Origin of the sequence: Chryseobacterium sp. WG14 (genome assembly GCF_024586945.1) — a bacterium.
GTDB lineage: Bacteria > Bacteroidota > Bacteroidia > Flavobacteriales > Weeksellaceae > Chryseobacterium.
This window is the reverse complement of sequence record NZ_JALCZD010000010.1, coordinates 147,155-172,399: the sequence shown is the minus strand read 5'-3', so window position 1 is coordinate 172,399 and position 25,245 is coordinate 147,155. Positions and strand designations below refer to the sequence as shown.

Genomic DNA, 25,245 nt, shown 5'->3' with positions numbered 1-25,245 from the left:
AAACTTCAAAATAACTAAAGTGTCAAAAAACTTTTGTGTCTTTTGTGGTGAAAAAAAAGAGGGTTATTAAAATATGAGTAACAAAATAGTCACATTCGGAGAAGTCATCATGCGATTGTCGCCACCCGGAAACAGAACGATGAAGCAAAGCCATGAAATGGAATTTTTTTTCGGCGGAACGGAGCTTAATGTAGCTTCTTCATTGGCAACAATGGGTTGTGATGTAAGGCATATCAGCAGCGTTTCTGATGATTTTGTGGGTGAATCGGCGGTTTCTTTCATCAAAAGTTTCGGAATTGACACAACTTTCATCAATAAAAATGAACATCCTTTAGGTTTGTATTTTTTAGAAGTTGGTTCGTCCGTTCGCGCAAGCAGAATTGCTTACAACAGATTAAACGGTTCTTTTGCAAACATTAAACCTGAACAAATCGACTGGAAGAAAGCTCTTGAAGGCTGCAAATATTTCCACTGGACAGGAATCAGTCCGGGAATTTCAGAACTGGCTTATAAAAGTTTAAAAGAAGGATTACAAACAGCCCGTGAAATGGGAATCGAAATTACAACCGATCCTGCTTACCGCTCAAACCTCTGGAAATACGGTAAAAACGGGAACGAAGTTTTAAAGGAACTGGTTTCATATTCAACAATTTTCATCGGTGGCGTGAATGAGATTAATGAAATTCTCGGAACTCAGTTTTCATCAGATAAAGAGGGTTTCATCGAAGCCTGTAATGAATTAAAAAAACAAATTCCTTCTATTCATAAGGTTTTCGACAAAATCAGAATCGGAGTTACCGCAAGTTCCCAGCAAACGCAGGGAAGAGCTTTGATTAACGAAAATTATTTTGAAACAGAACTTTTGGAAGTGAATCCTGTGGTCGATAGAATAGGAACAGGTGATGCTTTTGCAGCAGGTCTGATTTACGGCTTAATTAATTTTGATGACGAAAAAGCACTGAAATTTGCCAACGCAGCTTGCGCCATAAAACATACCATTGTAGGTGACATCAATTACTGCAGTGCAGAAGATATTCTGGAAGTAATGAACGGAAATTCAGGAGGAAGAATAAAAAGATAAATGGCTTTTAGCAACTTGCTTATAGCTAAACTAGAACATTGTGGACTTGGCTGAGTGAAATCGAAGATTCGGCGTAGTCAAACGTCTTTGCGAACTTAAAATATGCAGCAAGCTTTAAAAAGAAAACCTTTGCGCCCTTTGCGTTAAAAATGAAGATAAAAGTCTTGAAGGTACAGCATACTAAAGGATGGATTTAATTCTATCAAAGATTATTTTCAAACAAATAATTAACTAAAATGACAAAAATTCAATTAGTTACAAATACCATCATCAATCAGGGAGTTTTACCTCTGTACTATAATGCTGATGAAACGGTAACTTTAGAAATACTGAGATCACTTTACAAAGCCGGAATCCGCGCTGTAGAATATACAAGCCGTGGCGAAGCAGCGTTGAGTAATTTTACAAAAATGGTAGAAAACCGTAACACAGAAATGCCGGAGATGCTGTTGGGAATCGGAACAATAAAGAATGTACAGCAAGCTGAAGAATATGATAAAGCAGGTGCAGATTTCTTTATCAGTCCCGGTTTTGTGGCGGAAGTTGCAGAGTTTTTAATTCCAAAAGATTTGTTGTACAGTCCGGGTTGTATGACTCCGACAGAAATTATCGAAGCCGAAAGCGCAGGAGTAACTTTCATTAAATTATTTCCCGGGAACGTTTTAGGAACCGGATTTATGAGTGCGGTCAAAGATGTTTTTCCGAACCTGAAATTTATGCCGACCGGTGGTGTTGATACGACAAAAGAAAGTATTGAAAGCTGGTTCAAAGCCGGTGTTTCTGCCGTGGGAATGGGAAGCAAATTGGTAAGTAAAGAATTAATGCTTGCTAAAGACTATGCAACAATAGAAAATGAAACTAAAAAAGTACTGGAAATTATTCAGTCTTTAAAATAATAATAATGATTAAAAAAGCTGGAAACACTTTGTGATCTTAGCTGAATGGAACGCCTTTGCGAACTTAAAATCAACGGGATTATTGCAAAAAGATCTTTGCGGACTTTACGTTAAAAACAAGCATCATTATTTAATATTCAACAAAAAATAACTAATTCTAAAAAATTAATATGAGCTCAGTTAAGTCTCTTAAACCGAGTACATTCAGATGGACGATATGCTTTTTGCTGTTCATTGCCACGACCATCAATTATATGGATCGTCAGGTGCTGTCATTGACGTGGAAAGATTTCATCGCACCCGAATTTCACTGGAACAATAACGATTACGGAAATATCACGGCATTATTTTCTATTTTCTATGCGGTAAGTATGCTTTTCGCAGGGAAATTTGTGGATTGGATGGATACCAAAAAAGGTTTCCTCTGGGCGATTGCCATTTGGTCTGTTGGTGCGGTATTACATGCTTTTTGCGGAATTGCAACTTCAGGAGTTTTAACAGGAAACTGGCTGGTAGGTTTTGTAGAGTCTAAAGAAATTATCAGTAGAGTTGACAATGTTGGCGCAATCATCAGTACGAGTGTCACATTATTTATTTTTGCACGTTTCGTGTTGGCGGTTGGTGAAGCAGGAAATTTCCCCGCAGCGATTAAAACGACAGCAGAATATTTCCCTAAAAAAGACAGGGCTTTAGCAACAAGTATTTTTAATGCAGGAGCAACGGTTGGAGCTTTGGCAGCACCGGTTACCATTCCTTTTATTGCAAAATCAATGGGTTGGGAGTGGGCATTTATCATCATCGGAGCGCTGGGATTTGTATGGATGGGACTTTGGGTTTTCTATTATAAAAAGCCTCACGAACATCATAAAGTTAACGAACATGAATTAACATATATTCAGCAGGATCAGGATGATCTGCCCAATGAAGATTCAAATATTCCGGAGAAGAAATTTACTTTCAGAGAATGTTTCAGCTACAGACAGACCTGGGCTTTTGCGTTCGGAAAATTCATGACCGACGGGATTTGGTGGTTCTTTTTATTCTGGACACCGGCTTATTTAAGCTCCGTTTACAAAATGGATTCCACGCAAAGTGCATTACCATTATTCGTCCTTTATATGATCACTTTATTGTCGATTATCGGCGGCTGGCTTCCAAAATATTTCGTTGAAAAAAGAGGAATGAACGCCTATACAGGAAGAATGAAAGCCATGTTGATTTTTGCATTTTTCCCTTTACTGGCACTTTTAGCACAGCCTTTAGGATCGGTTACCTATTGGATTCCGGTATTGATTATCGGGATTGCAGGAGCAGCGCACCAGGCTTGGTCGGCAAATATTTTCTCGACGGTTGGCGATATGTTTCCTAAAAAAGCGATTGCAACCATCACAGGAATTGGCGGAATGGCAGGTGGAATCGGATCATTTTTAATCAATAAATCTTCTGGCTTATTGTTTGATCATGCTCATAAAGCATGGACAACGGTTGACGGAATTCCATTGTTGGAAAAATATCCGCAATATATCAACGAACGTTTGCCGGAAGGTTTTTTTGAACAATTAGAAAAATCAGGAGCCGTAATTTCAGACGGAATCGATAAAGGGTATATGATTATTTTTTCGATCTGTGCAGTGGCGTATTTAATTGCATGGACCGTAATGAAAGCATTAGTTCCAAAATATAAAGTGATAAGTAAATAATATTAGATAAATAGATCAGTCTAAACCTTCAAGGTTTCAAAAATCTTGAAGGTTTGATTAAACGAAAATAGATCCAAAGATTTTATAGTACTCTTAGTTAAGTGAAACACCTTTGCGAACTTAAAAACAGTTAGTAGTCAAAAAACTTTGCGTTAAAAATAAAATCATCGAGTTAAAAAAAGATGGAAAATCAAACAAAACAGAAATTAAATCGTGAATTAATAGGTTTTAAGGAAAAACTTCCGATCAGAATTGTACAGTTTGGAGGCGGAAATTTCATGAGAGGATTCACAGATTATGTAATTGATAAATTAAATAAAGAAGCAGGATTTAATGCAGGAATTGTAAACGTACAGCCAACTCCGGGCGGTTCGGTTCATAAACTGGAAGAGCAGGATAATGTATACACGCTTTTTTCAAGAGGAATTAGAAAAGGGGAGATCATTGATACAAAACAGGTAATTTCTGCAATTCAAAAATCGATCAATCCTTATACACATTACGATGAATTCTTAGCGTTGGCAAAAGAAGAAGAATTGGAATTTATCTTCTCCAATACAACAGAAACAGGAATTGCTTATGATGAATCAGAAAATGATTATGAGGGTCCGCACAAGAATTTTCCTGCAAAACTAACGGTTTTATTACACGAAAGATTTAAATATTTCAACGGAGCAGAAGATAAAGGATTGAGAATTATTCCGTGTGAATTGATCGAAGACAATGCTTTTGCTTTAAAAGAAATAATCTTAAAATATGCCCAACTTTGGAATTTAGATTTTAACTTTGTGCAATGGATTGAACAAAGCAATTATTTCCACAATACATTGGTAGACAGGATCGTTCCGGGTTATCCTAAAGATGATGCAGAAACCTATGAAGATCAGCTGGATTATGAAGATCAGATGATGGTGGTTTCGGAAGTGTTTCTGCTTTTTGTGATTCAGGATTTAGCCAATTTAAAAGAAAGAATTCCTTTCGATAAAATTGACGAGCAGATTTTGGTTGTTGATGATATTCAGCCGTATCGTTTGAGAAAAGTAAGGATTTTGAATGGCGGTCATACATTGATGTTGGCTCCGGCTATTTTATCAGGAAAAGAAACGGTAAAAGAATCTATTGACGATCCGTTTTTAGGTAAATTTTTAAGTGAAACGATATTCAATGAAGTGAACCCGACTTTAGGTTTAGATGAAAATGAATTAAAAGATTTTGCCGAAGAGATTTTCGACCGATTCAGGAATCCTTTTATTAAGCATTATCAGGCAAGTATCGCGTTATATTTTGTCTCTAAATTTAAGGTCAGAATTCTTCCGAGCCTGTTAAAATATGTTGAAATTAATCAAAAATTACCGCTTAACTTAACCTTTTCACTGGCAAGTTTAATCAGATTTTATCAGGGAAACTTTGGTGGAAAAGCTTTGCCTTTAAATGACGAAGAAGCAATAGTAAACAGATTCAAAGAAATCTGGACAAATAATGATTATGAAAAAGTTGCAGAATTGGTTTTAAGCGAAACGACTTTCTGGGACACAGACCTTACCATGGTTAACGGCTTGAAATCCGCGGTAGCAAAAGCATTGTGGGAAATTGACCATAATGATATCGTAACTGCATATCACAACTTTATACAATTTTATTCTTAAAAATGATGCAAAAGAAAGTACTGAAAGTAAATCCCAAAGATAATGTAGCAGTGGCACTGGTTGATCTTACGCGGGGGGAAACTGTAACTTTGGGCGATCTTACGTATGACATTCTAAGAGACACAAAAGCGAAACATAAATTCGTGACCGAAGATCTTGCTATTGGAGACGAGATTATTATGTATGGTGTTTTAGTCGGGAAAGCGAGTCAGCCGATCCAGAAAGGAGAGGTTATCACGACTGAGAACGTTAAGCATCAAAGTGCAAAAGTGGAAGGTAAAACAGAAACGACGGCTTGGACAGCCCCGAATGTTGATAAATGGAAAGATAAAACTTTCATGGGTTATCACAGAGAAGACGGGCAGGTCGGAACAGAAAACGTTTGGTTATTTTTTCCATTGGTTTTTTGTGAAAATAGAAATGTTGAGATTTTAAAAGATGTTTTTGAAAAAGAATTGCTGTTTGAAAAAGCAACAAAACATCAGCTTTTATTAAGATCATTAATTAATAATTCTGAAACTGAAACGGTTGTTGAAGAAGAACAGGATTCCCGGGTTTTTAAAAATATTGAAGTCAAATTCATCACTCATCAAGGCGGTTGTGGCGGTATTCGTCAGGATGCGGAAGCATTGGGAAGGTTATTGGCTGGTTATGTGAATAATCCAAACGTAGCCGGAGCAACGGTTTTGAGCTTGGGTTGTCAGAATTTACAGGTTCAGATTTTTAAAGATGCGTTGGAAAAAATCAGTCCTGATAATAAAAAACCGATCATCGTTTACGAGCAGCAAAAATCGGGAACAGTTGATGAAATGCTGAATGGAATCATCAAAGATTCTTATGAAGCCATCAAAAAAGCCAATGAAATAGAAAGAAAGCCTGCACCAATTTCTAAGTTAGTTTTAGGATTGGAATGCGGCGGTTCAGACGGGTTTTCAGGAATTTCCGCCAATCCGGTTTTAGGCCAATTGTCAGATTTAATGGCTGGAATTGGTGGCTCGACCATCCTTTCAGAATTTCCCGAATTATGCGGAGTAGAGCAGGAGCTGGTAAATCGTTGTGTGAATGAAAAAGACGCTGAAAGATTTTTACAGTTAATGAAAGATTTTGAAGAATCAGTCGTTGCTGCAGGTTCAGGTTTTGATATGAACCCGTCACCCGGGAATATTAAAGACGGACTGATAACCGATGCCATGAAATCCGCAGGAGCCGCTAAAAAAGGTGGTTCGTCACCGATAAATGACGTTCTCGATTTTACAGAATATATCAAAAAACCTGGTTTAAATTTATTGTGTACCCCTGGAAATGACGTTGAATGTACAACCGCTTTGGTCGGTTCCGGCTCAAATGTGGTTTTATTTACGACAGGTTTGGGAACGCCAACTGGAAATCCGGTTGTTCCTGTAGTAAAAATTTCGTCAAACACTTCTTTATCAGAAAGAATGCCCGATATTATTGACTTCAACACAGGAGACGTGATTACAGGCGAAAAAACAATCGACGAAAAAGCAGAAGAGCTTTTAGAATTTATCATCGAAGTCGCAAGCGGAAAAGTAAAAACAAAAGCCGCAATTTTAAATCAAAACGATTTTATTCCCTGGAGACGGGGAGTATCTTTATAGTTGTTTAAATATATTAGATTGAAAATGCTTTCTACATTGTGGAAAGCATTTTTTTTGGATTAAACACAAATGACACAATATTTTTCACGAATAAACACGAAACAGGATCAATAGGAGCGGACTTTAGTCCGCTTTATAAATATACAATAGATTGGCTTTAGCCAAAACTTAAGTGTTTAGATGATGACAAAGCCGAAAGCTGTGGTTTTATAACGACATAGAAAAATGAAGTGTTAAGATATTTTTGTGAACGTTAAGAAAATCCCACTGTTTAAATGCGAACAAATATCAAATTCGCACGAGTTCTATTTTTGTTAAAAACTACTTCTTTTTCGAAGATTTCCTAATATAAAGCTGCGGTGCCAACACCACCTTCTTCTCAATAGAAACCCCGGAACCATTTTCCTTCACACTATCAATAAAAACCTGCCCCGCCATTTTTCCCATGATAACGGGAGTTTGATCCACAGAACTCATCGGAAGCTCCATAAATTGGGTGAAAGGTTCGTTGGAAAAGCCTATAATTGCCACTTCCTGTGGAATTTTAATCTTACGTTTTTTCAATTCCTGACAAGCACCCAATGCAGCAAAATCACTGGATGAAAAGATGGCATCCGGAACGGATTTTTTATCCCAAAGTTTCTTAACCGCATCAATTCCTTCATCAATCGAACTCCCGGTTGTGATAATGTTTTCCTCTTTTATACTTAAATTATGATCAATTAAAGCCTGCTTATATCCATTCAGACGGTTTCTGTAAATTTCAAGGTTTAAGTCCCCGGAAAAATGGCAAATATTCCTGTAGCCTTCATTAATCAGGTGTTCAGTGGCCATATACCCACCCCGGTAGTCATCGATAGTCACCGTACTGATCCCTGAAATATCTTTTTTACGGTCAAAAAATATAATAGGAGTGTTGGTGGTATTCAAAATATTCTGGATATGTTCGGTATCAATTGTCGTTTTGGAAACTGACATGAAAATTCCGTCAACCTGGGCGTTAAGCAGGGTGTTTAAATGCCTTTTCTCAATATTTACATCCTCATGGCTCTGGCAGATAATCACATGGTAACCGTGCGGAGAAAGCTCTTCTTCAATTCCCCGGATCACCGATGAAAAGAAATTGGTATTAATGTAAGGCACAATAATTCCTACGTTTTTTGTTTCCCCGCTTTTCAGAGCTTTGGCAAGGTTATTTTGCTTGTAGTTCATTTCTTTGGCGGTTTTCTTCACCAAATCTTTCGTTGCCTGGCTGATTCTCGGATGGTCGTTCAATGCTCTGGAAACAGTTGCCACACTTACGTTAAGCTTTTTCGAGATGTCATATATTGTGGCATTTTTTTTATTCATACATGCTTTTTCTGAAGTTTTCTGTATATTAAAGTGATATACATTATTGACGTAAATTTAATCAAATTATGGCTATCAAAAAGGAAATATTGTGATTTTATACAAGATTATGGAGTGATTAAAATCAGATTAAACTTATAATATATTGAATTACTTAATTCATTTGGGTGTAAGGTTTAATTTTGGTTAATAAAAGCCGGACTCATTGGAAATTGAGCTTATGAACAATGAAAATCTGATTATATAATAAACAATTCTTTAAGTAAAGCAAAAAGACATCAAAAACCGATGTCTTCATTGTAAAAACTAAACTATTTTTTCCAAAGCTTTTCAATTTCTTCCAAAGATTTACCTTTCGTTTCAGGAACCATTCTCCAGACGAAAAACAGTGATAAAACACTCATTACTCCATAAAAGCCGTAGGTAAAAGCTCCACTGAATTCCATCATAAAAGGATAGGTGGAAGAGATCAGGTAATTGGCGGTCCATTGTGCGGCAACGGCGACAGCAATTGCTGAACCCCTGATTTTATTGGGGAAAAGCTCAGAGATTAAAACCCAGCAGATCGGTCCCCAGGACATCATAAAAGATGCCGTATAAATAATAATAAAAACTAAGGTTGCAATTCCGATAATATGTAAATAAGAGAAAATAGCAATAGCAAACATTCCAATTGCCATTCCTATGGAGCCAACAATCAATAAAGGTTTTCTGCCCCATTTATCAACCGTGAAAATAGCAACAACAGTAAAAATTACGTTAACCAATCCCATAACCACTGTCTGAAGCATGGAAGCATCTTTATGAACACCCATACTCTCAAAAATCCTCGGAGCGTAATATAAAGCTACATTAATTCCCACAAACTGCTGAAAAACGGAAAGTAAAATTCCTATGATGATAACTGTTTTTCCAAATGCAAAAATCTCACTTTTATGCTGGGTAACACTACCTTTGATTTCATGAAAAATCTCATGTCCCCGAAGGTGTCCATTAATTTTGATTAAAATTTTAAGCGCTTCATCATCTTTTTTAATAAGGGTTAAGTATCGTGGAGTTTCTGGAACAAAAAATAGCAAAATCCCGAATAAAGCAGCTGGAATCGTCAGTGATAAAAACATATAACGCCAACCGATATCGTTAATCCATTCTACAGATTTTCCGTCGGCAATTCCCCAATTGACAAAATATACAACCAGCATTCCAAAAATGATGGCAAACTGATTCAGAGAAACCAATTTTCCGCGAACTTCGGCTGGTGCTATTTCTCCAATATACATCGGGCAAACCGCAGAGGCAAGCCCAACTCCGATGCCCCCTATAATTCTGTAAATATTGAAAGCCCATAAAACTCCCATTGAATGTTCCCCTTGCTTAAAAAACAAAAATTCCGGATAAGCAGCTCCCAAAGCACTGATGAAAAATAAAAATGCAGCCAGCATTAATGATTTTTTCCTTCCTAACCTGGTTGAAAAATACCCGGACACCGCACCTCCGATAATGCACCCGATCAGCGCACTGGAAATAGTTGCTCCATGAGCCAGGGAACCCAATCCCAGCGGAATAATTAAATATTCCTGAATGGATTTTTCTGCTCCTGAAATTACAGCCGTATCATATCCGAACAAAAGCCCACCCAGAGTGGCAACCAATGTAAGGACGGTGACATATACCATGTTTATTTCCGCCTTTGTTTCTGAGGAATATTCCGGACCCGAATCTATTATTTGCATAGTTTAATATAATTTTAATTGTTATGAGCTGGATTATTTTGTTGGCTGAACGCAAAGGCGCAATTTATTTTAATTAATCAGCTTAAGGCGCCAGGATTTTATCTTTGATAAATTTTAGAATGCAAGAGCTGCTGAAAACCTTTGATTTTCTTGCGTCTTTGTAGTTAACCAACAAAATATTCAAAAATTTATAAATACTGATTAATCAAGCTTTCCAGATATTCCTGTTTACCACTCTCTCTGCCCACTTCTCCAAGACCTTCCGTATGAACAGCCAGGTCGATAAGAGATAGTTTTCCGTCTTCAAAATCTTTACCTTTCCCTTCATCAAAAGAAGAATATCTGTTCGCTCTGATCTCAGAATATTTTGATTTTTCTAAAATAGCATCTGCAGCTAGAAAAGCTCTTGCAAAATTGTCCATTCCGCTGATATGAGCGATAAAAATATCTTCCAGATCCGTAGAATTTCTCCTGATTTTAGCATCAAAATTTACACCTCCGCCTTGAAAACCGCCTGCCTGAATAATCACTAACATTGCCTGGGTCATTTCATACAAGTCAACCGGGAACTGGTCTGTATCCCAACCGTTCTGGTAATCTCCGCGATTGGCATCAATACTTCCCAACGCATTGTTATCAGCTGCAACCTGCAATTCATGCTCGAAAGTATGTTGGGCCAAAGTTGCGTGGTTAACCTCAAGGTTAAGCTTAAAATCATCCAGTAAATCATATTGACGAAGAAAGTTTAAGCAGGTTGCCGCATCAAAATCATACTGATGTTTTGTAGGTTCCATAGGTTTTGGCTCAATAAAGAAAGTCCCTTTGAAGCCTTGTGAACGTGCATAATCTTTTGCCATGTGTAAAAACTTCGCCATATGCTCAAGTTCACGTTTCATATTAGTGTTCAGCAATGACATATATCCCTCACGGCCGCCCCAGAAAACATAATTTTCTCCGCTTAACTTAATGGTTGCATCTAAAGCATTTTTAACCTGTCCTCCCGCGTAAGCCAGCACATCAAATGAAGGATTCGTGGCCGCACCATTCATGAATCTCGGATTGGAAAAGCAGTTTGATGTTCCCCAAAGTAATTTTATTCCGGAAGCCGCCTGTTTTTCTTTGGCATAATCGGTTATAAATTCTATTCTTTTTGTTGAATCTTTAAAATTATCCGCTTCATCAATTAAATCATAATCGTGGAAACAGTAGTAAGGAACACCTAATTTTGTGAAGAATTCAAAAGCAGCATCCATTTTTTCTGTTGCTCTTTGCTTAACGTCTGTTGCAGTTAACCACTCAAAATGCTGCGTTCCCACCCCGAAAGGATCTCCTCCTGTCGCACAGAATGTATGCCAGTAAGCGGTCGCAAACCTGAAATATTCTTTCATTGTTTTTCCGCGAACGATTTTATTCTCGTCATAAAATTTAAAAGCCAGAGGATTATCAGATTCTTTTCCTTCAAATTGAATTTTTCCAATTCCTTTAAAATACTCTTTGTTACCCATTGTAATTGCCATTATATTTTTAGTTTTAATTTAGATTAATTTGTCGTGCAATCGATTGCATTATACATTGAAAAATTTCTTAATTGTTTAGATTTTGCAGTAATTTTAATTTCCATTTTTCATAGCTTTCCTTGTACTGTGCATAATTTTCAGTATCCGGATAATAGCTTTTTAAAATGTCTTTATCAGTCAGGATTTCATTTTGTGATGAAAACGCTCCGGCTCCCATGGCTGCGGCTCTTGCAGCACCTGTCGAACCTGTCGAATCTATAATTCTTATTTCGGTATCCAATAGAGTAGTGATGGTCTGCGTAAATAAAGGAGAACGGAATAAATTATCACCACCTGCTTTTATAACACCTTTCTGAAGACCGTCGGACATTAGAATATCAGTTCCATAAACAAAAGAATGGGCGATGCCTTCTAATCCTGCCCGGAAAAGATGCTCACTTTTATGTCGGTTAAAATTCAGGTTAAAAATTGAAGAGCCGATATCTTTATTATGTAAGACTCTTTCTGCACCATTTCCGAAAGGCAGCACAATAACCCCATCAGAACCTATCGGTATTCTGGAAGCTAAATCATTAATCTCGTGATAGCTGTGCCTTTTTTGGTCAACCTGATGCCGAAGCCAGCTGTATTGAATTCCGGCACCATTCAGGCAAAGCATCTTACCGATTCTTGGTTGTTCTTTTGTGTGGTTGATGTGTGCAAAATTGTTAATCCTTACAGATTCTTTAGACTTAATAACATCGGTTACCCCATAAACAACTCCGGAAGTTCCGCCTGTTGCTGCAATTTCCCCCGGATTCATTACGTTAAGGGATAATGCGTTATTAGGCTGATCTCCAGCCCGGTAATAAATAGGAATTCCCTCGGGAAGACCACATTCCTCTGCTCCCTGTTTTGAAACATAGCATTGTTCAGTGAAATTTTCCACAATGTCAGAAACAAGGGATTCATCAATTCTCAGATGTTGAAGCATCGTTTTTGAAACTTCATTTTTTTCGAAATCCCAAAGCACACCTTCTGAAAGTCCTGTAACAGAAGTTGTTGCCTCTCCACTTAGCTTAAATGCAATGAAATCTCCCGGAAGCATAAATTTCCAGATCTTTTCATAGATTTCGGGGACGTTTTCCTGTACCCATTTCAGCTTGGATGCAGTGAAATTTCCCGGAGAATTAAGGAGTTCTTTCATACATTTTTCTTCTCCGATCTCATTAAAAGTCCGGTTGCCAATTTCAACAGCCCGGCTGTCACACCATATGATTGACGGACAAAGGGCCTGTTTGTCTTTTCCGATCAATACTAATCCGTGCATCTGATAGGATATTCCGATTCCTTTAATCTCATTTTTGTCGGTTTTGCTCTCAGCAATTATTTTTTGAGTGAGAATCCTGAGATTTTGCCACCATTCATCAGGATTTTGTTCCGCCCAGCCTGCTTTTGGAGAATCTATTGGCATCTCATGTTCCGGATATTTGGAATGGGCAATTAATTTACCCTGATCATCTACAATGGAAGCCTTTATCGATGAGCTTCCTACATCATAACCTATAAACTTCATTAATTATTAATAATTGTAATGCTTTAAATGTAATAATTTTATGTATAATAAAAGAGATTTTTGTTAATATGTAAATTTTAATTATATTTAAAAGTTAAATAATTGTCATTCAGTTGTTTATTTCTCATTTATTAGTCTTTATAGGTTTTAGTTCTAATTAAATTAAACAAAATGAGAAATTAATTTTAACTAAAATGAGCTTTAATAATCTAATGTTGAGCAATCGATTGCGCAAAATGATAATTTACTTAACTATTGAAGGCTAGGGATAAGCCATAATAAATTATTCAACATGAAAGAGCAGGATACCGCCAGCTCCTAAAATGTATATTTTTATGAAAATGAAATAAAAAGGTAATTTTCGCTAAACAGTTGAAAAATAGTTGCTGATTTTTTCTAGAAAAAAACGGAATAATTTTATTTAAATGATATTCCTTTATTTTGTTTTCCTTTTGAGTGCGAATTTTTATTAATGAAATCAGGATATACAGTAAAAAATAAATTATGAAATCTCAAAATACATTAAACTTATTATTATCTCTGTTTGTACTTTTCTTGTTTTCATCAGGAGTAAAAAGCCAGGATAAGTTTCCTGACGGAACCAAAATTCCCAAATGGTTTAAAGAAAATAGACCTACAGATATTAATAAATTAGGGAAAAAATATATCCTTACGGATTTCGGCGTTAAAAACGACAGTACAGTTCTGCAGACAAAACAGGTTCAGGCAGTTATTGATCAGGCAGCTAAAAATGGTGGCGGTGTCATCATTGTACCAAAAGGAACATTCCTTATCAGTTCTATTTTCTTTAAGCAGGGAACACATTTGCATTTGGAGAGCGGTGCAAAATTAAAAGGAAGTGATGATATCAATGATTTTCCGGTAGTTACCACAAGAATGGAAGGTCAAACCGTAAAATATTTTCCTGCTTTAATTAACGCTGACGGATTAAACGGTTTCACCATTTCAGGAAAAGGAACACTTGACGGAAACGGACTTCGTTTCTGGAAATCCTTCTGGAAAAGAAGAGAATGGAATCCTAAATGTACTAATATGGATGAAATGAGACCTAGAATTATCTATGTTTCCAATTCTAAAAATGTACAGGTTGAAGGGATTACCATAAAAAACTCCCCATTCTGGAGCACGCATTATTATAAATGTGATTTTGTAAAATTATTAAATCTGACCATCCTTGCTCCGAAAGAGCCTGTAAAAGCACCAAGTACAGATGCAGTTGATATTGATGCTTGTACGAATTTCCTGATTAAAAACTGCTATATGTCAGTTAATGACGATGCAATTGCTTTGAAAGGCGGAAAAGGGCCGAAAGCAGATAAAACCCTTGAGAATGGTGAAAACAGAAACATCATTATTGAAGATAACAGCTTTGGGTTTTGTCACAGCGTGTTGACCTGCGGCAGTGAATCGATTCACAATTACAATGTGATTTTGCGTAACTCAAAAGTGAAAGATGCTTCAAGATTATTACATTTAAAAATGCGTCCCGATACACCTCAGCATTACGAATATCTTACAGTTGAAAATATTACCGGAAATGTAAAAACCTTCCTCTATGTAAAAGGCTGGAATCAGTTTTTCGATTTAAAAGGTGAAGAAAGACCGAGAAAAGGATTGGCCAACAACATCACATTAAAAGACATTAATATCAGTTGCGAAACTGCTTTTTCTATTGAAAAATCAGATTTATACGGCTTGAATGATTTCACATTTGAAAATTTGAAAATAAAAGCTTTGAAACCAGAAATGGAAAACCTGAAGAATATTCAGAATTTAAAGCAAAAAAATATAAATGTTACGCAAGTTGCTTCTATCACGCAACCTTACGACAAAAAAGATGATTCCGACATTGCTGCAAAATGAGTTTTTTTTCTAAAATATTCGTTATTTTATGCTTTTGCTCACAGTTTCTGCATTCTCAATCTAAGGAGATCCAATTCCTGAGCGGGACAGATTCTGAGCATACGAAAGAATGGGACTTTTGGATAACCGGTGGAAGGAAATCAGGAAGCTGGGATAAAATTCAGGTTCCGTCACAATGGGAACAGCAGGGGTTTGGTTCCTACAACTACGGACGAGATTACGTTACCTACGGAAAGAATTTTAAATTTAATGATGAAGTAGGACTTTACAAACACAAATTTTCAGTTCCACATTCCTGGAAAGGAAAATCGGTCAATATTGTTTTTGAAGGTTCAATGACTGATACCGAAGTGAAAATCAACGGAAAATTAGCCGGAAAAATTCATCAGGGTGCTTTTTACGAATTTAAATATGATATTTCAGACAAATTAATCTTTGGAAAAGAAAATATTCTTGAAGTCAAAGTTTCTAAAATGTCTGCAGATAAATCTGTAAACAGTGCAGAACGTCTTGCCGATTACTGGGTTTTGGGAGGAATTTTCAGGCCTGTTTACCTCGAGGCCAATTCAAAAGAAAATATTTCATGGACAGCCATTGATGCCAAAGCAGACGGCAGTTTTCGTTCAAATATTTATTTAAAAGGAATCCAATCGGTCAACAATTTAAATGTAAAAATTTTTGATGTTAAAAATATTCTCGTTGGGGAATCTCAAATTGTCATTCGAAAAGGAGATACTTTAAAACAGATTCAATTTTCGGTTAAAAATCCAAAACTCTGGACAGCTGAAACGCCCAATTTATACAAAGCTAAATTCAGTTTAAATAAAAACAGAAAAAATATCTTCCAAAGCGAAGAAAAATTCGGCTTCCGAACGATTGAAATCCGAAAAGGCGATGGAATTTACATCAACGGTACCAAAATCAAAATGAAAGGGATCAACCGTCACGTCTGGTGGCCGGAAACGGGTCGTGCTGTTAACAAAAACATTGATTTGATGGACGTTCAGCTCATCAAAGAAATGAATATGAATGCTGTTCGCTGTGCTCATTATCCACCCAATAAATCGTTCCTTCAGATTTGTGATTCGTTGGGTTTATATGTTTTGGATGAACTGGCGGGCTGGCAAAAAAAATACAGCACCGAAGTAGGTAAAAAGATCGTCAGAGAGATGGTTACAAGAGATGCCAATCGTCCTTCCATTATTTTCTGGAGCAACGGAAATGAGGGCGGACATAATTTTAATTTGGATGAAGAATATGCAAAATACGATTTGTCAAACCGTTCCGTAATTCACGCACATCACAAGCCAGGAAATGCTTTCAACGGTATAGACTGCAATCATTATGAAGATTATTACAGCACCAAAAAAATACTTGAAGGTGAAAATATTTATATGCCGACCGAATTTCTACACGCCCAAAATGATGGCGGTGGCGGAACTTCTTTGGCCGATTACTGGGAACTTCACTGGAATTCCAAAAAAGGCGCAGGAGGTTTTCTTTGGGCATTTGCAGATGAAGGTTTGGTGAGAACCGATTTCAATAATCAGATTGATGTGAATGCCATTAATGCTCCGGATGGAGTTGTGGGTCCGCATCGTGAAAAAGAAGGAAGTTTTTATGCGATTCGGGAAATTTATAGTCCGGTAAAAATTAATCTTAAAACGATTTCAAATGATTTTAACGGAATCATTCCTGTAGAAAACCGATATCATTTCACCAATTTAAATGAATGTCATTTTGAATGGAAATTGGTTAAATTTAAAACTCCATTTTCTTCAGAATCTGGTTTTGATGTGATTCAAAAAGGAAATGCAGAGTCCCCGAATATTAAACCAACTGAAAAAGGAAATATTATTTTAAATCTTTCAAATAACTGGAAAGAAAATGAAGGTTTATTGCTGACTGCAACAGACACTTTCGGAAAAGAAATTTATACATGGACTTGGAAAATTTCGTCTAATGATGAAATTTCAAAACAATTCTCGGAATCTTTACTCAAAGAATTTCCGGTTTCAGTTGTAGGAAATGATTCTTTATTTATTTTAAAATCGGACGAAAAAGAATTTTCAATCGGTAAAAAAGATGGATTATTAAAGTCAGTCATTTTAGATAAAAAAGGCAAAAAAATGACCTTCCGAAACGGACCGGTTTTCGTGAGTGAAAAATCAGAATTATCTTCGATAAAATCTTTTGTAGAAGGGAAAAATCAAATTGTTGAAGTTTTGTACAGAGACGGAAAAAAAGCGGTTTGGAAACTTAATCCGAATGGAATTTTAGAACTAAATTATGAATATTCTCTTTCAGGAGATTATGCTTTTTCAGGGGTAAGTTTTGATTACCCTGAAAATTATGTCATCAGCGCAAAATGGCTGGGTAAAGGTCCATATCACGTTTGGAAAAACAGGACTCAGGGACAGACTCATAATGTTTGGCAGAATTTGAAGAGCTCAACGCGAACTGGTTTTTTACCGTGGATTTATCCTGAATTTAAAGGGTATTTTGACGATATTTCGTGGCTGCAGTTAGATACTGCGGAAGGAAAAATCACTATCGGAACAAAAGAAGAAAAAATGTTTGTCAGACTTTTTGACTTTTATGGAATTTACGGAGCAGAAGGTTATCCGAAATTGCCAACAGGAAACATTTCATTTTTGGATGCAATTCCGCCGTTGGGAACTGTTTTGGCGTTTAGTATTAATGATAAAACCGAAACTTTAGGACCGGAAAGTGAATTGAATCATCTCCATGGAACTTTTAAAAGGACATTGTATTTCTATTTCGGCTTACCGAATTTGGGTGATGAAAATAAACAATTTACAATGCCGAAAGAAAACATTTTAACGGATTAAAGATGAAAAACTGGATAAAAATTTTAACGCTTTTTTTAGGTTCGTTTTTGTTTGCGCAACAAATCTCTTTCAAATTTGATTTTGGAGGAAGCAGAACCGAGAATGGTTTTATTCCTGTTACTTCAACTTCAAAGTTTGACAAGAAAACAGGCTACGGATTTATGGATATTTCCAGCTTGAAATCTATTGACAGAAGAGGAAATGCTTTGACGGGAGATTATATCACCAGCGATAAACCTTTCTATTTTTCTGTGGCAATTCCGGAAGGAAATTATGATATTAAGTTAAGTCTAGGCGATTCTAAAGGAACTTCTGAAACAACAGTTCGTGTCGAAAACCGCCGTCTGATGCTGAATGAAATCAAAACAAAACAAGACGAAATCGTTGAGAAACGCATCACGGTACACGTAAAAGACAGTATCATCAGAAATCAGGACGGAACTCAAATCGGGATTGTAAAATTAAAACCAAGAGAAAGAAAATACCTGCATTGGGACAACTTGCTGACGATTGAATTTAATGGTAAAGCTCCCGGAGTTTCTTCAATAATCATTCAGCCGAATAAAAGCGCCAAAACAATCTACCTGACCGGAGATTCTACGGTAGTAGATGCGCAGTATGAACCTTGGGCATCGTGGGGACAAATGTTGCCGTATTTTTTTGTTCCGAACGAAGTTGTAATTGCCAATTACGCCGAAAGCGGGGAAACGCTGAAAGCCTTTGAAGACCGCCATAGAATCGATAAAATATGGAATAAAATCAGACCTGGAGATTATCTGTTTATCCAGTTTGGACATAATGACCAGAAGTCAGGGAACAGCATCAAATCCGGTTACAGGAAAAGGTTGAAAGAATGGATTTTAAAAGCCAAAGAACTGGAAGCAACTCCTGTTTTAATTACTTCCATGAATCGTCGTGTTTTTGATGAGAACAATAAAATCGTCAACACATTGGATGATTTTCCTGATGCGATGCGGGAGATTGCAAAAGAAGAAAATATCTTCTTAATTGATTTAAATGTGATGAGTAAAACCCTGTTTGAAGCCATGGGACCGGGAAATTCTAAAAAGGCATTTGTCTATTATCCTGCAAATTCTTATCCCAATCAACCGGATGCTTTGGCAGATGACACTCATTTTAATACGTATGGTGCTTATGAATTGGCGAAATGTGTCGTTAAAAGTATTGTTGATCAAAAGCTGCCTTTGAGTCAATTTATTTCAAAAAATTATAAAGGTTTTGATTTAAATAAACCTGATCCTGTTGGAAAATTCCATTGGCCGGAAAGTATCTTTATGGAAGCTTTAAAACCGGATGGGAATTAATTAAAAATCTATGGTTTTTAAAACTAATGTGTTCTTCTCAAAAGCAGAATCACATACTTAAAGTAACTAAAGTGTTTAAAATCTTTTGTGACTAAATTTAAAAGTTAAAAATGAAAATTAAAAATATAGTCAGTCTTAGTCTCATCTGTTTTGTGTTCGGAAATCTTTCCGCACAAAATCCGTGGCCAAAACCCACGGAGACTGCAAAACCATGGACACGCTGGTGGTGGATGGGAAATGCAGTTAATGAAAAAGGATTAGATAAACAACTGACAACACTTAATCAAGCGGGTTTTGGAGGGGTAGAAATCGTCCCGATTTATGGAACAAAAGGCTTTGAAAATCAGTATATCAATTATCTTTCTCCGGAGTGGATGAAAATGCTTCAGTTCACTACAAACAAAGCAAAAAGCCTGAACATGGGCGTCGATATGTCGGTCGGAACAGGTTGGCCAATTGGCGGACCGCAAGTTAACGAACAGGATGCGGCCACAAAAATGATTGTTCAGAAGTACATGATTTCATCGGGTGAAAAATTTGCAGAAAAAATCATTTTGAAAGATGAAAAAAAGAAGAATTTAAAAACTATAAAACTGGATATTGTAACGGCTTACAATGAAAAAAATGAACCGGTGGTTTTAACAGATAAAGTTAATGCTGATGGGGCTTTAAATTGGAAACCAACGTCAGGAAAATGGATAATCTACGCAGTTTTCGCTGGTAAAACTTTGCAAAAAGTAAAACGTGCTGCTCCGGGTGGAGAAGGCTATACGTTGGACCATTTTTCACCGGAGGCAACCAAAGATTATCTGAAAACTTTCGATAAAGCTTTTGGAAATTCAAACTACGGAATCCGTTCTTTTTTCAATGACAGTTATGAGGTTTACAACGCAGATTGGACGCCGGATTTTTTAAATGAATTTAAGAAGAGAAGAGGATACAATCTAAGTCCATACATTAAATATTTGGTCAGCAATGAGGAGAATGAAATTGCAGGACGGGTAAAATCAGATTACAGAGAAACGCTGAGTGAATTGATTTTAAACAATTTTACCAAAGATTTTACCCATTGGGCGCATTCAAAAAACTCAAAAAATACTAATCAGGCGCACGGTTCGCCGGGAAATTTGCTGGATTTGTATGCAGCAGTTGATATTCCTGAATCTGAAACTTTCGGAAGTTCAATTTTTGAAATCCCTGGATTAAAAAGAGATACTGCGGATATTCAGAAATCAGATATGCCGGATTTTAATATGTTGAAACTTGCTTCTTCGGCAGCGAATGTGACAGGGAAAAAATTAACTTCAAACGAAACTTTTACATGGCTGACAGAACATTTCAAAACCTCCTGGTCACAGACAAAACCAGAAGTGGAACAAGTGTTTTTATCGGGAATTAATCATGTTTTTTACCATGGTACAACGTATACACCGGCGGATGTTCCGTTTCCGGGATGGCTGTTTTATGCGTCGGTAAATTTTGTTCCTGAAAACAGTTTGTGGCCCCATTTGAAGGGTTTAAATTCTTATATCGAACGTACGCAATCTGTTTTGCAGAGCGGAAAATCGGATAACGAATTGCTGATGTACTGGCCTATTTACGACCAATGGGCCAATCCGAAAGGGAAGGAGGTGACATTCAAAGTTCATAATGTTGAAAAATGGTTACAGCCCACTCCAATGTATGAAAATCTGAATAAACTCAGTAAAATGGGGTATTCCTTAGATATGATTTCGGACAAAATGATTGGCGAATCGAAGCCTGAAAACCAGAAGATTCAGGTGTCGGAAGATGGCTCTACATATCAGGTTTTGATTATTCCCGAATTAACTTATCTGCCCGAATCTACTTTAAAAAATATTTTGGATTTGGCTCAAAACGGAGCTGCCATAATTTTTCAAAATGAGCCGAAAGATATTCCCGGAAATTTTGAAGTGGAGAAAAGAAGAGCGCAATTAAAATCTTTATGGAACCAAATCCAGTTTCAAAACCAGGCTGTAAATTTGAAAACGGCGAGCTTTGGAAAGGGTAAAATCATTTTAAGTTCGGATATTGCGAAAGCGTTGGAATATTTAAAAATAGAAAGAGAAAAACTGACTGACACCGGATTGAAATTCGTGAGAAGACAGTTTGACGGTGGAAAATATTATTACATCGTGAATCACACTTCAAAGGAAATTAATCAAAATATTCCTTTAAATTTTGTCGGAAAACAAGTTATCCTAATGAATCCTGAAAACGGAGATTTTGGACTTGCTGAAATTCAAAATAATTCGGTTAGAGTACAGCTGAAATCAGGAGAATCTTTAATTATAAAAGCTTCTGAAAACATAAACAGTTCAATTTCAAAATGGAAATATGTTGAGAAGACAGATTTTCCTATCAATTTAAATCAAAACTGGCAATTAACTTTCAAAGAAGGCGGTCCCGAACTTCCAAAATCAAGAAAATTAAAGAAATTGGAACCCTGGACCAATTTCTCAGAAGATATTGCAACACAGAGCTTTTCAGGAACGGGAGTGTATACGACCACTTTAAATTTGAATAAAAAAAATGCAGACGATTATCTGTTGAAATTTGATAAGCTGTATGAAAGTGCAAAAGTAATTGTCAACGGTCAGGAAGCGGGAATTGTCTGGAGCATTCCTTTTGAAATCAACATTGGAAAATACCTTAAAAAAGGAAAAAATACCATTCAGATTGAAGTTTGTAGTTTAATGGCGAACAGAATCCGTTATATGGATCAAAATAAAATTCAGTGGCGTAATTACCACGAAATCAATTTTGTGAATATCAACTATAAGCCTTTTGATGCATCTAACTGGAAAGTGCAGCCTTCCGGTCTGGATGGCGAAATTAAATTGATTCCAATACATTATTCAAAATAAAATTAAAAGAAATGAATAACAAAATAGTAAAAACATTCGCATTAGGAACTTTGCTGACATTCAGCTTTTCTAATGCTCAGCAGAAACCAAAAGTCGTTTTAGACAATTTTTTCAACAACGAAAAAAAGGAAAATAAAGAAACCAAAGTCCTGGAATCCTGGCATTATACATGGAATGACACCAGCAACGGCGGGTTTTCTTTGTTGGGAGAAATTTTCACAAAACAAGGCGCAGAAATCAGTATGCTGACAACTGCTCCGACCAAAAAAGATTTGAAAAATGCTGGTATTTATATCATTGTCGATGCGGATACTGACAAAGAAGCTTACGGTGGAAAGGCAAATCTGATTGATGCAGCAAGCATCAAAAATTTGGTGGAATGGGTGAACAATGGTGGTGTTTTGGTTTTAATGAGCAACGACAGTGGTAATTCTGAATTTGAACATTTCAACAAACTGGCGGGAGAATTTGGAATTCATTTCAACGATGACAGTTACAACCGTGTTCAGAAAAGAGAATTCGAGCAGGGAAAAGTAATGGTTCCGGCAGGAAATGAAGTTTTTTCTGAGCAGAAATTATATATGAAAGAAGTGGCGACGATTTCAGTGAAAAGTCCGGCGAAAGAATTGCTGTCTGCGGAAGGCAAAAACATCGCCGCCATCGCAAAAATTGGCAAAGGAACTGTCTTTGCATTGGGCGATCCGTGGTGTTATAATGAATACATTGACGGCAAAAAACTACCCGCAGATTTTACCAATTATCAGGGAACTGAGGAGTGGGTAAAGTGGTTATTGAAGCAGACTTCTAAGAAATAATTTCAATAGCGCAATCGATTGAAATTGAGTATTGGAATAATTGGGCAGCTTTGAACTTCGTTCGTAAATTTAGCTAAAAGCATCCGCTTTTTTCACTTATGCCCCTCGTTCCTGCTTTTTGCCTCCGCTTTGCTCCGGCAAAAATAGCTCCACTCAGGTCAGGCTGCAAGCGATTCAACTTAACATCCTTGTCAAGGTTCTAAACCTTGACAAGGATAAAATTCAATAGGAACAGGCTGAAGCCGTTTACGAATAATGAAAATATAGATTGGCTTTAGCCGAAACTTACAAAGCAAAGATTTATGAAAATCAAATATATACTCATCACATCTGCCATTTTTCTATCGCAGCTATTTTCTGCACAGAGACAAATGGAATACCTCAAACGAGGAATTGTTGCCATTCCTGTAGAATCAGGGGTTTTCGTGAGTTGGCGTCTGCTAGGAACAGAGGAGCAAAATACCCATTTTGATTTGTATCGGACTGAAAATAATTCAACTATAAAACTGAATGAAAAACTCCTTTTAAACGGAACTAATTTCTTAGATAAAACTGCTGATAAAGCGAAGAATTATACCTATTTCGTTAAGTCAAATACTCAGGATAAATCAGTTGACAATGATTCTGCAAAATATGTAGCCAATCAAAAACCTTATTTTTCCATTCCCTTAAAAACACCACAAGGTTATACCCCGAATGATGCTTCTGTGGCAGATTTGGATGGTGATGGTGAATATGAAATCATTCTGCATCAAACCGGAAGGTCAAAAGACAACAGTCAGAAAGGTATTACTGATCCACCCATCATCCAGGCTTACAAAATGAATGGTACATTTTTATGGGAAATCAATCTGGGAAAAAATATCAGAGAAGGAGCGCATTATACACAGTTTTTGGTATACGATCTCGATCAGGACGGTAAAGCCGAAATTGTAATGAAAACCGCCGACGGAAGCAAAGACAGCAAAGGAAAATTTATAGGAGACCCGACAAAAAATTACGTCAATGAAAATGGAATGATCCTTTCCGGACCGGAGTTCCTGACTGTTTTTAATGGTGAAACCGGCGAAGAAATTAATACTGTGAACTATGAAGTTCCAAGATTTGCAGGCAGTCTGAATCCAACCGACGAACAAATGACCGAAACCTGGGGCGATGCAAAAGGAAACCGAATCGATAGATTTCTGGGAGCCATTGCTTATCTGGACGGTAAAACACCGAGTGTGATTATGTCGAGGGGGTATTACACCAGAACGGCAATCGCTGCCTGGGATTATAAAGATAAAAAACTCAGTTTGCGATGGCTTTTTGATACCGAAAGTTCAGAAGAAAATAAAAAATACCGCGGACAGGGAAATCATAACCTGAGTATTGCAGATGTTGATAATGACGGAAAAGATGAAATTATCTTCGGTGCCATGACGGTTGATGATAATGGGAAAGTGCTGAACAGTACAGGTTTTGGCCATGGTGATGCGCTGCACGTTGGAGATTTAGACCCATCTAATCCCGGATTGGAGATTTTTGATATTCAGGAAAGATTTGATGATGCAGGTGCACATTTCAGAGATGGAGCTACCGGAAAAGTTTTATGGAAATTACCATCTTTAATTTATAGTAAACAAGGCAAATTTCAGGGACCGGGACGAGGATTATCTTTAAATATAGACCCAAGGTATGAAGGTTCAGAATGTTGGGCTGCAGGAGCTGGAGTTAAAGGGCTTTACGATGCGAAAGGAAAAAAAATCAGTGAGAAGAATCCATCAGTTAATATGGGGATTTATTGGGATGGAGATTTTTTAAGCGAAATTCTAGACGGGACCTCCGTATCAAAATGGGATTGGAATAAAGAAAAATCGGATTTGATTTTTGATGCTAAAGATTTTCAGTGTGAATCCAATAACGGGACCAAGAAAAACCCTTCTTTGGTCGCCGATTTATTCGGGGATTGGCGGGAAGAAGTGATGTACAGAACCTCAGATAATAAGGAACTTCGGATTTTCAGTTCGACAATTCCGACGAAGCACCGTTTGTACACGTTGATGCATAATCCACAATACCGTTTGAGCATCGTCTGGCAAAATGTAGGGTACAATCAGCCTCCCCATACCGATTATTATTTGGATGAATCTGTTTCAAAGGTTCCTGCGCCAAATATTTATACCGTTAAACCTTAATATTTATAGAATTTAAATTTATTTTAAACATTAAGAAGTTTAGAAAAATAGATAATTAATAATTAAAAGAAAGATTAAGAGATTTGACGAAGTCAAAATAATAAGTGTTATGCTTAAAAAATATCTTGATGTTTCCTTAATTAATCTTAACCCTTTAATTTTCTTAATGTTGAAGTTTTTAAAACTAATACATTGTATAATAAAAAA

General features: G+C 36.7%; 15 protein-coding genes. 11 read left to right on the top strand and 4 right to left on the bottom strand.

Annotation, left to right across the window (positions count from 1 at the left end; genetic code table 11):
- Positions 1 to 73: 73 nt before the first annotated feature.
- The 5 genes from MP478_RS16680 to MP478_RS16660 all read left to right on the top strand — a co-directional run bounded on the left by MP478_RS16680 (position 74) and on the right by MP478_RS16660 (position 6,942).
- Complete coding sequence (locus MP478_RS16680; protein ID WP_257201082.1) at positions 74 to 1,081, top strand: sugar kinase; 1,008 nt, start codon at positions 74 to 76, stop codon at positions 1,079 to 1,081.
- 236 nt (positions 1,082 to 1,317) lie between these two features.
- Entirely contained in the window at positions 1,318 to 1,977 is a 660-nt protein-coding gene (locus MP478_RS16675; RefSeq protein WP_257201081.1) for a bifunctional 4-hydroxy-2-oxoglutarate aldolase/2-dehydro-3-deoxy-phosphogluconate aldolase, read from the top strand.
- A gap of 170 nt (positions 1,978 to 2,147) precedes the next feature.
- Positions 2,148 to 3,677, top strand: coding sequence for an MFS transporter (locus tag MP478_RS16670; protein ID WP_257201080.1), 1,530 nt, complete (start codon positions 2,148 to 2,150; stop codon positions 3,675 to 3,677).
- 182 nt (positions 3,678 to 3,859) lie between these two features.
- A complete protein-coding gene (locus MP478_RS16665) occupies positions 3,860 to 5,323 on the top strand; it encodes a tagaturonate reductase (protein WP_257201078.1) in 1,464 nt (487 codons plus the stop codon).
- Between the two features lie 5 nt (positions 5,324 to 5,328).
- A complete protein-coding gene (locus tag MP478_RS16660; RefSeq protein WP_257191416.1) occupies positions 5,329 to 6,942 on the top strand; it encodes a UxaA family hydrolase in 1,614 nt (537 codons plus the stop codon).
- A 321-nt stretch (positions 6,943 to 7,263) separates the two neighbouring features.
- Here the strand turns inward: MP478_RS16660 and MP478_RS16655 are convergent, their stop codons facing one another.
- The 4 genes from MP478_RS16655 to MP478_RS16640 all read right to left on the bottom strand — a co-directional run bounded on the left by MP478_RS16655 (position 7,264) and on the right by MP478_RS16640 (position 13,097).
- Positions 7,264 to 8,292, bottom strand: a complete 1,029-nt coding sequence (locus tag MP478_RS16655) for a LacI family DNA-binding transcriptional regulator (RefSeq protein WP_257191292.1) — start codon at positions 8,290 to 8,292, stop codon at positions 7,264 to 7,266.
- Between the two features lie 311 nt (positions 8,293 to 8,603).
- Positions 8,604 to 10,025: a D-xylose transporter XylE gene (gene xylE, locus MP478_RS16650; RefSeq protein WP_257201077.1), complete on the bottom strand. Its 1,422-nt coding sequence runs from the start codon at positions 10,023 to 10,025 to the stop codon at positions 8,604 to 8,606.
- 188 nt (positions 10,026 to 10,213) lie between these two features.
- Positions 10,214 to 11,542: a xylose isomerase gene (gene xylA, locus MP478_RS16645; protein ID WP_257201076.1), complete on the bottom strand. Its 1,329-nt coding sequence runs from the start codon at positions 11,540 to 11,542 to the stop codon at positions 10,214 to 10,216.
- Between the two features lie 67 nt (positions 11,543 to 11,609).
- Complete coding sequence (locus tag MP478_RS16640; RefSeq protein ID WP_257201075.1) at positions 11,610 to 13,097, bottom strand: xylulokinase; 1,488 nt, start codon at positions 13,095 to 13,097, stop codon at positions 11,610 to 11,612.
- A gap of 504 nt (positions 13,098 to 13,601) precedes the next feature.
- Between MP478_RS16640 and MP478_RS16635 the strand changes: the two genes are divergently transcribed.
- From MP478_RS16635 to MP478_RS16610, 6 genes are all read left to right on the top strand, one after another.
- Positions 13,602 to 14,981: a glycoside hydrolase family 28 protein gene (locus MP478_RS16635; RefSeq protein WP_257201074.1), complete on the top strand. Its 1,380-nt coding sequence runs from the start codon at positions 13,602 to 13,604 to the stop codon at positions 14,979 to 14,981.
- Entirely contained in the window at positions 14,978 to 17,833 is a 2,856-nt protein-coding gene (locus MP478_RS16630; protein WP_257201073.1) for a glycoside hydrolase family 2 TIM barrel-domain containing protein, read from the top strand. Before MP478_RS16635 ends, MP478_RS16630 begins: the two co-directional genes overlap by 4 nt.
- A gap of 2 nt (positions 17,834 to 17,835) precedes the next feature.
- Entirely contained in the window at positions 17,836 to 19,158 is a 1,323-nt protein-coding gene (locus tag MP478_RS16625) for a rhamnogalacturonan acetylesterase (RefSeq protein WP_257201071.1), read from the top strand.
- Positions 19,159 to 19,268: 110 nt separating this feature from the next.
- Positions 19,269 to 22,046: a glycosyl hydrolase gene (locus tag MP478_RS16620; protein ID WP_257201070.1), complete on the top strand. Its 2,778-nt coding sequence runs from the start codon at positions 19,269 to 19,271 to the stop codon at positions 22,044 to 22,046.
- An 11-nt stretch (positions 22,047 to 22,057) separates the two neighbouring features.
- The gene (locus MP478_RS16615; RefSeq protein WP_257201069.1) at positions 22,058 to 22,861 is read left to right on the top strand and encodes a hypothetical protein; all 804 of its coding nucleotides are present in this window, start codon (positions 22,058 to 22,060) and stop codon (positions 22,859 to 22,861) included.
- A 302-nt stretch (positions 22,862 to 23,163) separates the two neighbouring features.
- Positions 23,164 to 25,038, top strand: coding sequence for a rhamnogalacturonan lyase (locus tag MP478_RS16610; RefSeq protein ID WP_257201068.1), 1,875 nt, complete (start codon positions 23,164 to 23,166; stop codon positions 25,036 to 25,038).
- The last annotated feature ends 207 nt before the right edge of the window (positions 25,039 to 25,245 follow it).

What these genes read in the sequence shown, in the direction of transcription:
- MP478_RS16655 (WP_257191292.1), bottom strand. Translation starts at nt 8,292, where the DNA reads ATGAATAAAAAAAATGCCACAATATATGACATCTCGAAAAAGCTTAAC.
- MP478_RS16620 (WP_257201070.1), top strand. Translation starts at nt 19,269, where the DNA reads ATGAAAATTAAAAATATAGTCAGTCTTAGTCTCATCTGTTTTGTGTTC.
- MP478_RS16665 (WP_257201078.1), top strand. Translation starts at nt 3,860, where the DNA reads ATGGAAAATCAAACAAAACAGAAATTAAATCGTGAATTAATAGGTTTT.
- MP478_RS16610 (WP_257201068.1), top strand. Translation starts at nt 23,164, where the DNA reads ATGAAAATCAAATATATACTCATCACATCTGCCATTTTTCTATCGCAG.
- MP478_RS16660 (WP_257191416.1), top strand. Translation starts at nt 5,329, where the DNA reads ATGCAAAAGAAAGTACTGAAAGTAAATCCCAAAGATAATGTAGCAGTG.
- MP478_RS16630 (WP_257201073.1), top strand. Translation starts at nt 14,978, where the DNA reads ATGAGTTTTTTTTCTAAAATATTCGTTATTTTATGCTTTTGCTCACAG.
- MP478_RS16675 (WP_257201081.1), top strand. Translation starts at nt 1,318, where the DNA reads ATGACAAAAATTCAATTAGTTACAAATACCATCATCAATCAGGGAGTT.
- xylA (WP_257201076.1), bottom strand. Translation starts at nt 11,542, where the DNA reads ATGGCAATTACAATGGGTAACAAAGAGTATTTTAAAGGAATTGGAAAA.
- xylE (WP_257201077.1), bottom strand. Translation starts at nt 10,025, where the DNA reads ATGCAAATAATAGATTCGGGTCCGGAATATTCCTCAGAAACAAAGGCG.
- MP478_RS16670 (WP_257201080.1), top strand. Translation starts at nt 2,148, where the DNA reads ATGAGCTCAGTTAAGTCTCTTAAACCGAGTACATTCAGATGGACGATA.
- MP478_RS16635 (WP_257201074.1), top strand. Translation starts at nt 13,602, where the DNA reads ATGAAATCTCAAAATACATTAAACTTATTATTATCTCTGTTTGTACTT.
- MP478_RS16615 (WP_257201069.1), top strand. Translation starts at nt 22,058, where the DNA reads ATGAATAACAAAATAGTAAAAACATTCGCATTAGGAACTTTGCTGACA.
- MP478_RS16680 (WP_257201082.1), top strand. Translation starts at nt 74, where the DNA reads ATGAGTAACAAAATAGTCACATTCGGAGAAGTCATCATGCGATTGTCG.
- MP478_RS16640 (WP_257201075.1), bottom strand. Translation starts at nt 13,097, where the DNA reads ATGAAGTTTATAGGTTATGATGTAGGAAGCTCATCGATAAAGGCTTCC.
- MP478_RS16625 (WP_257201071.1), top strand. Translation starts at nt 17,836, where the DNA reads ATGAAAAACTGGATAAAAATTTTAACGCTTTTTTTAGGTTCGTTTTTG.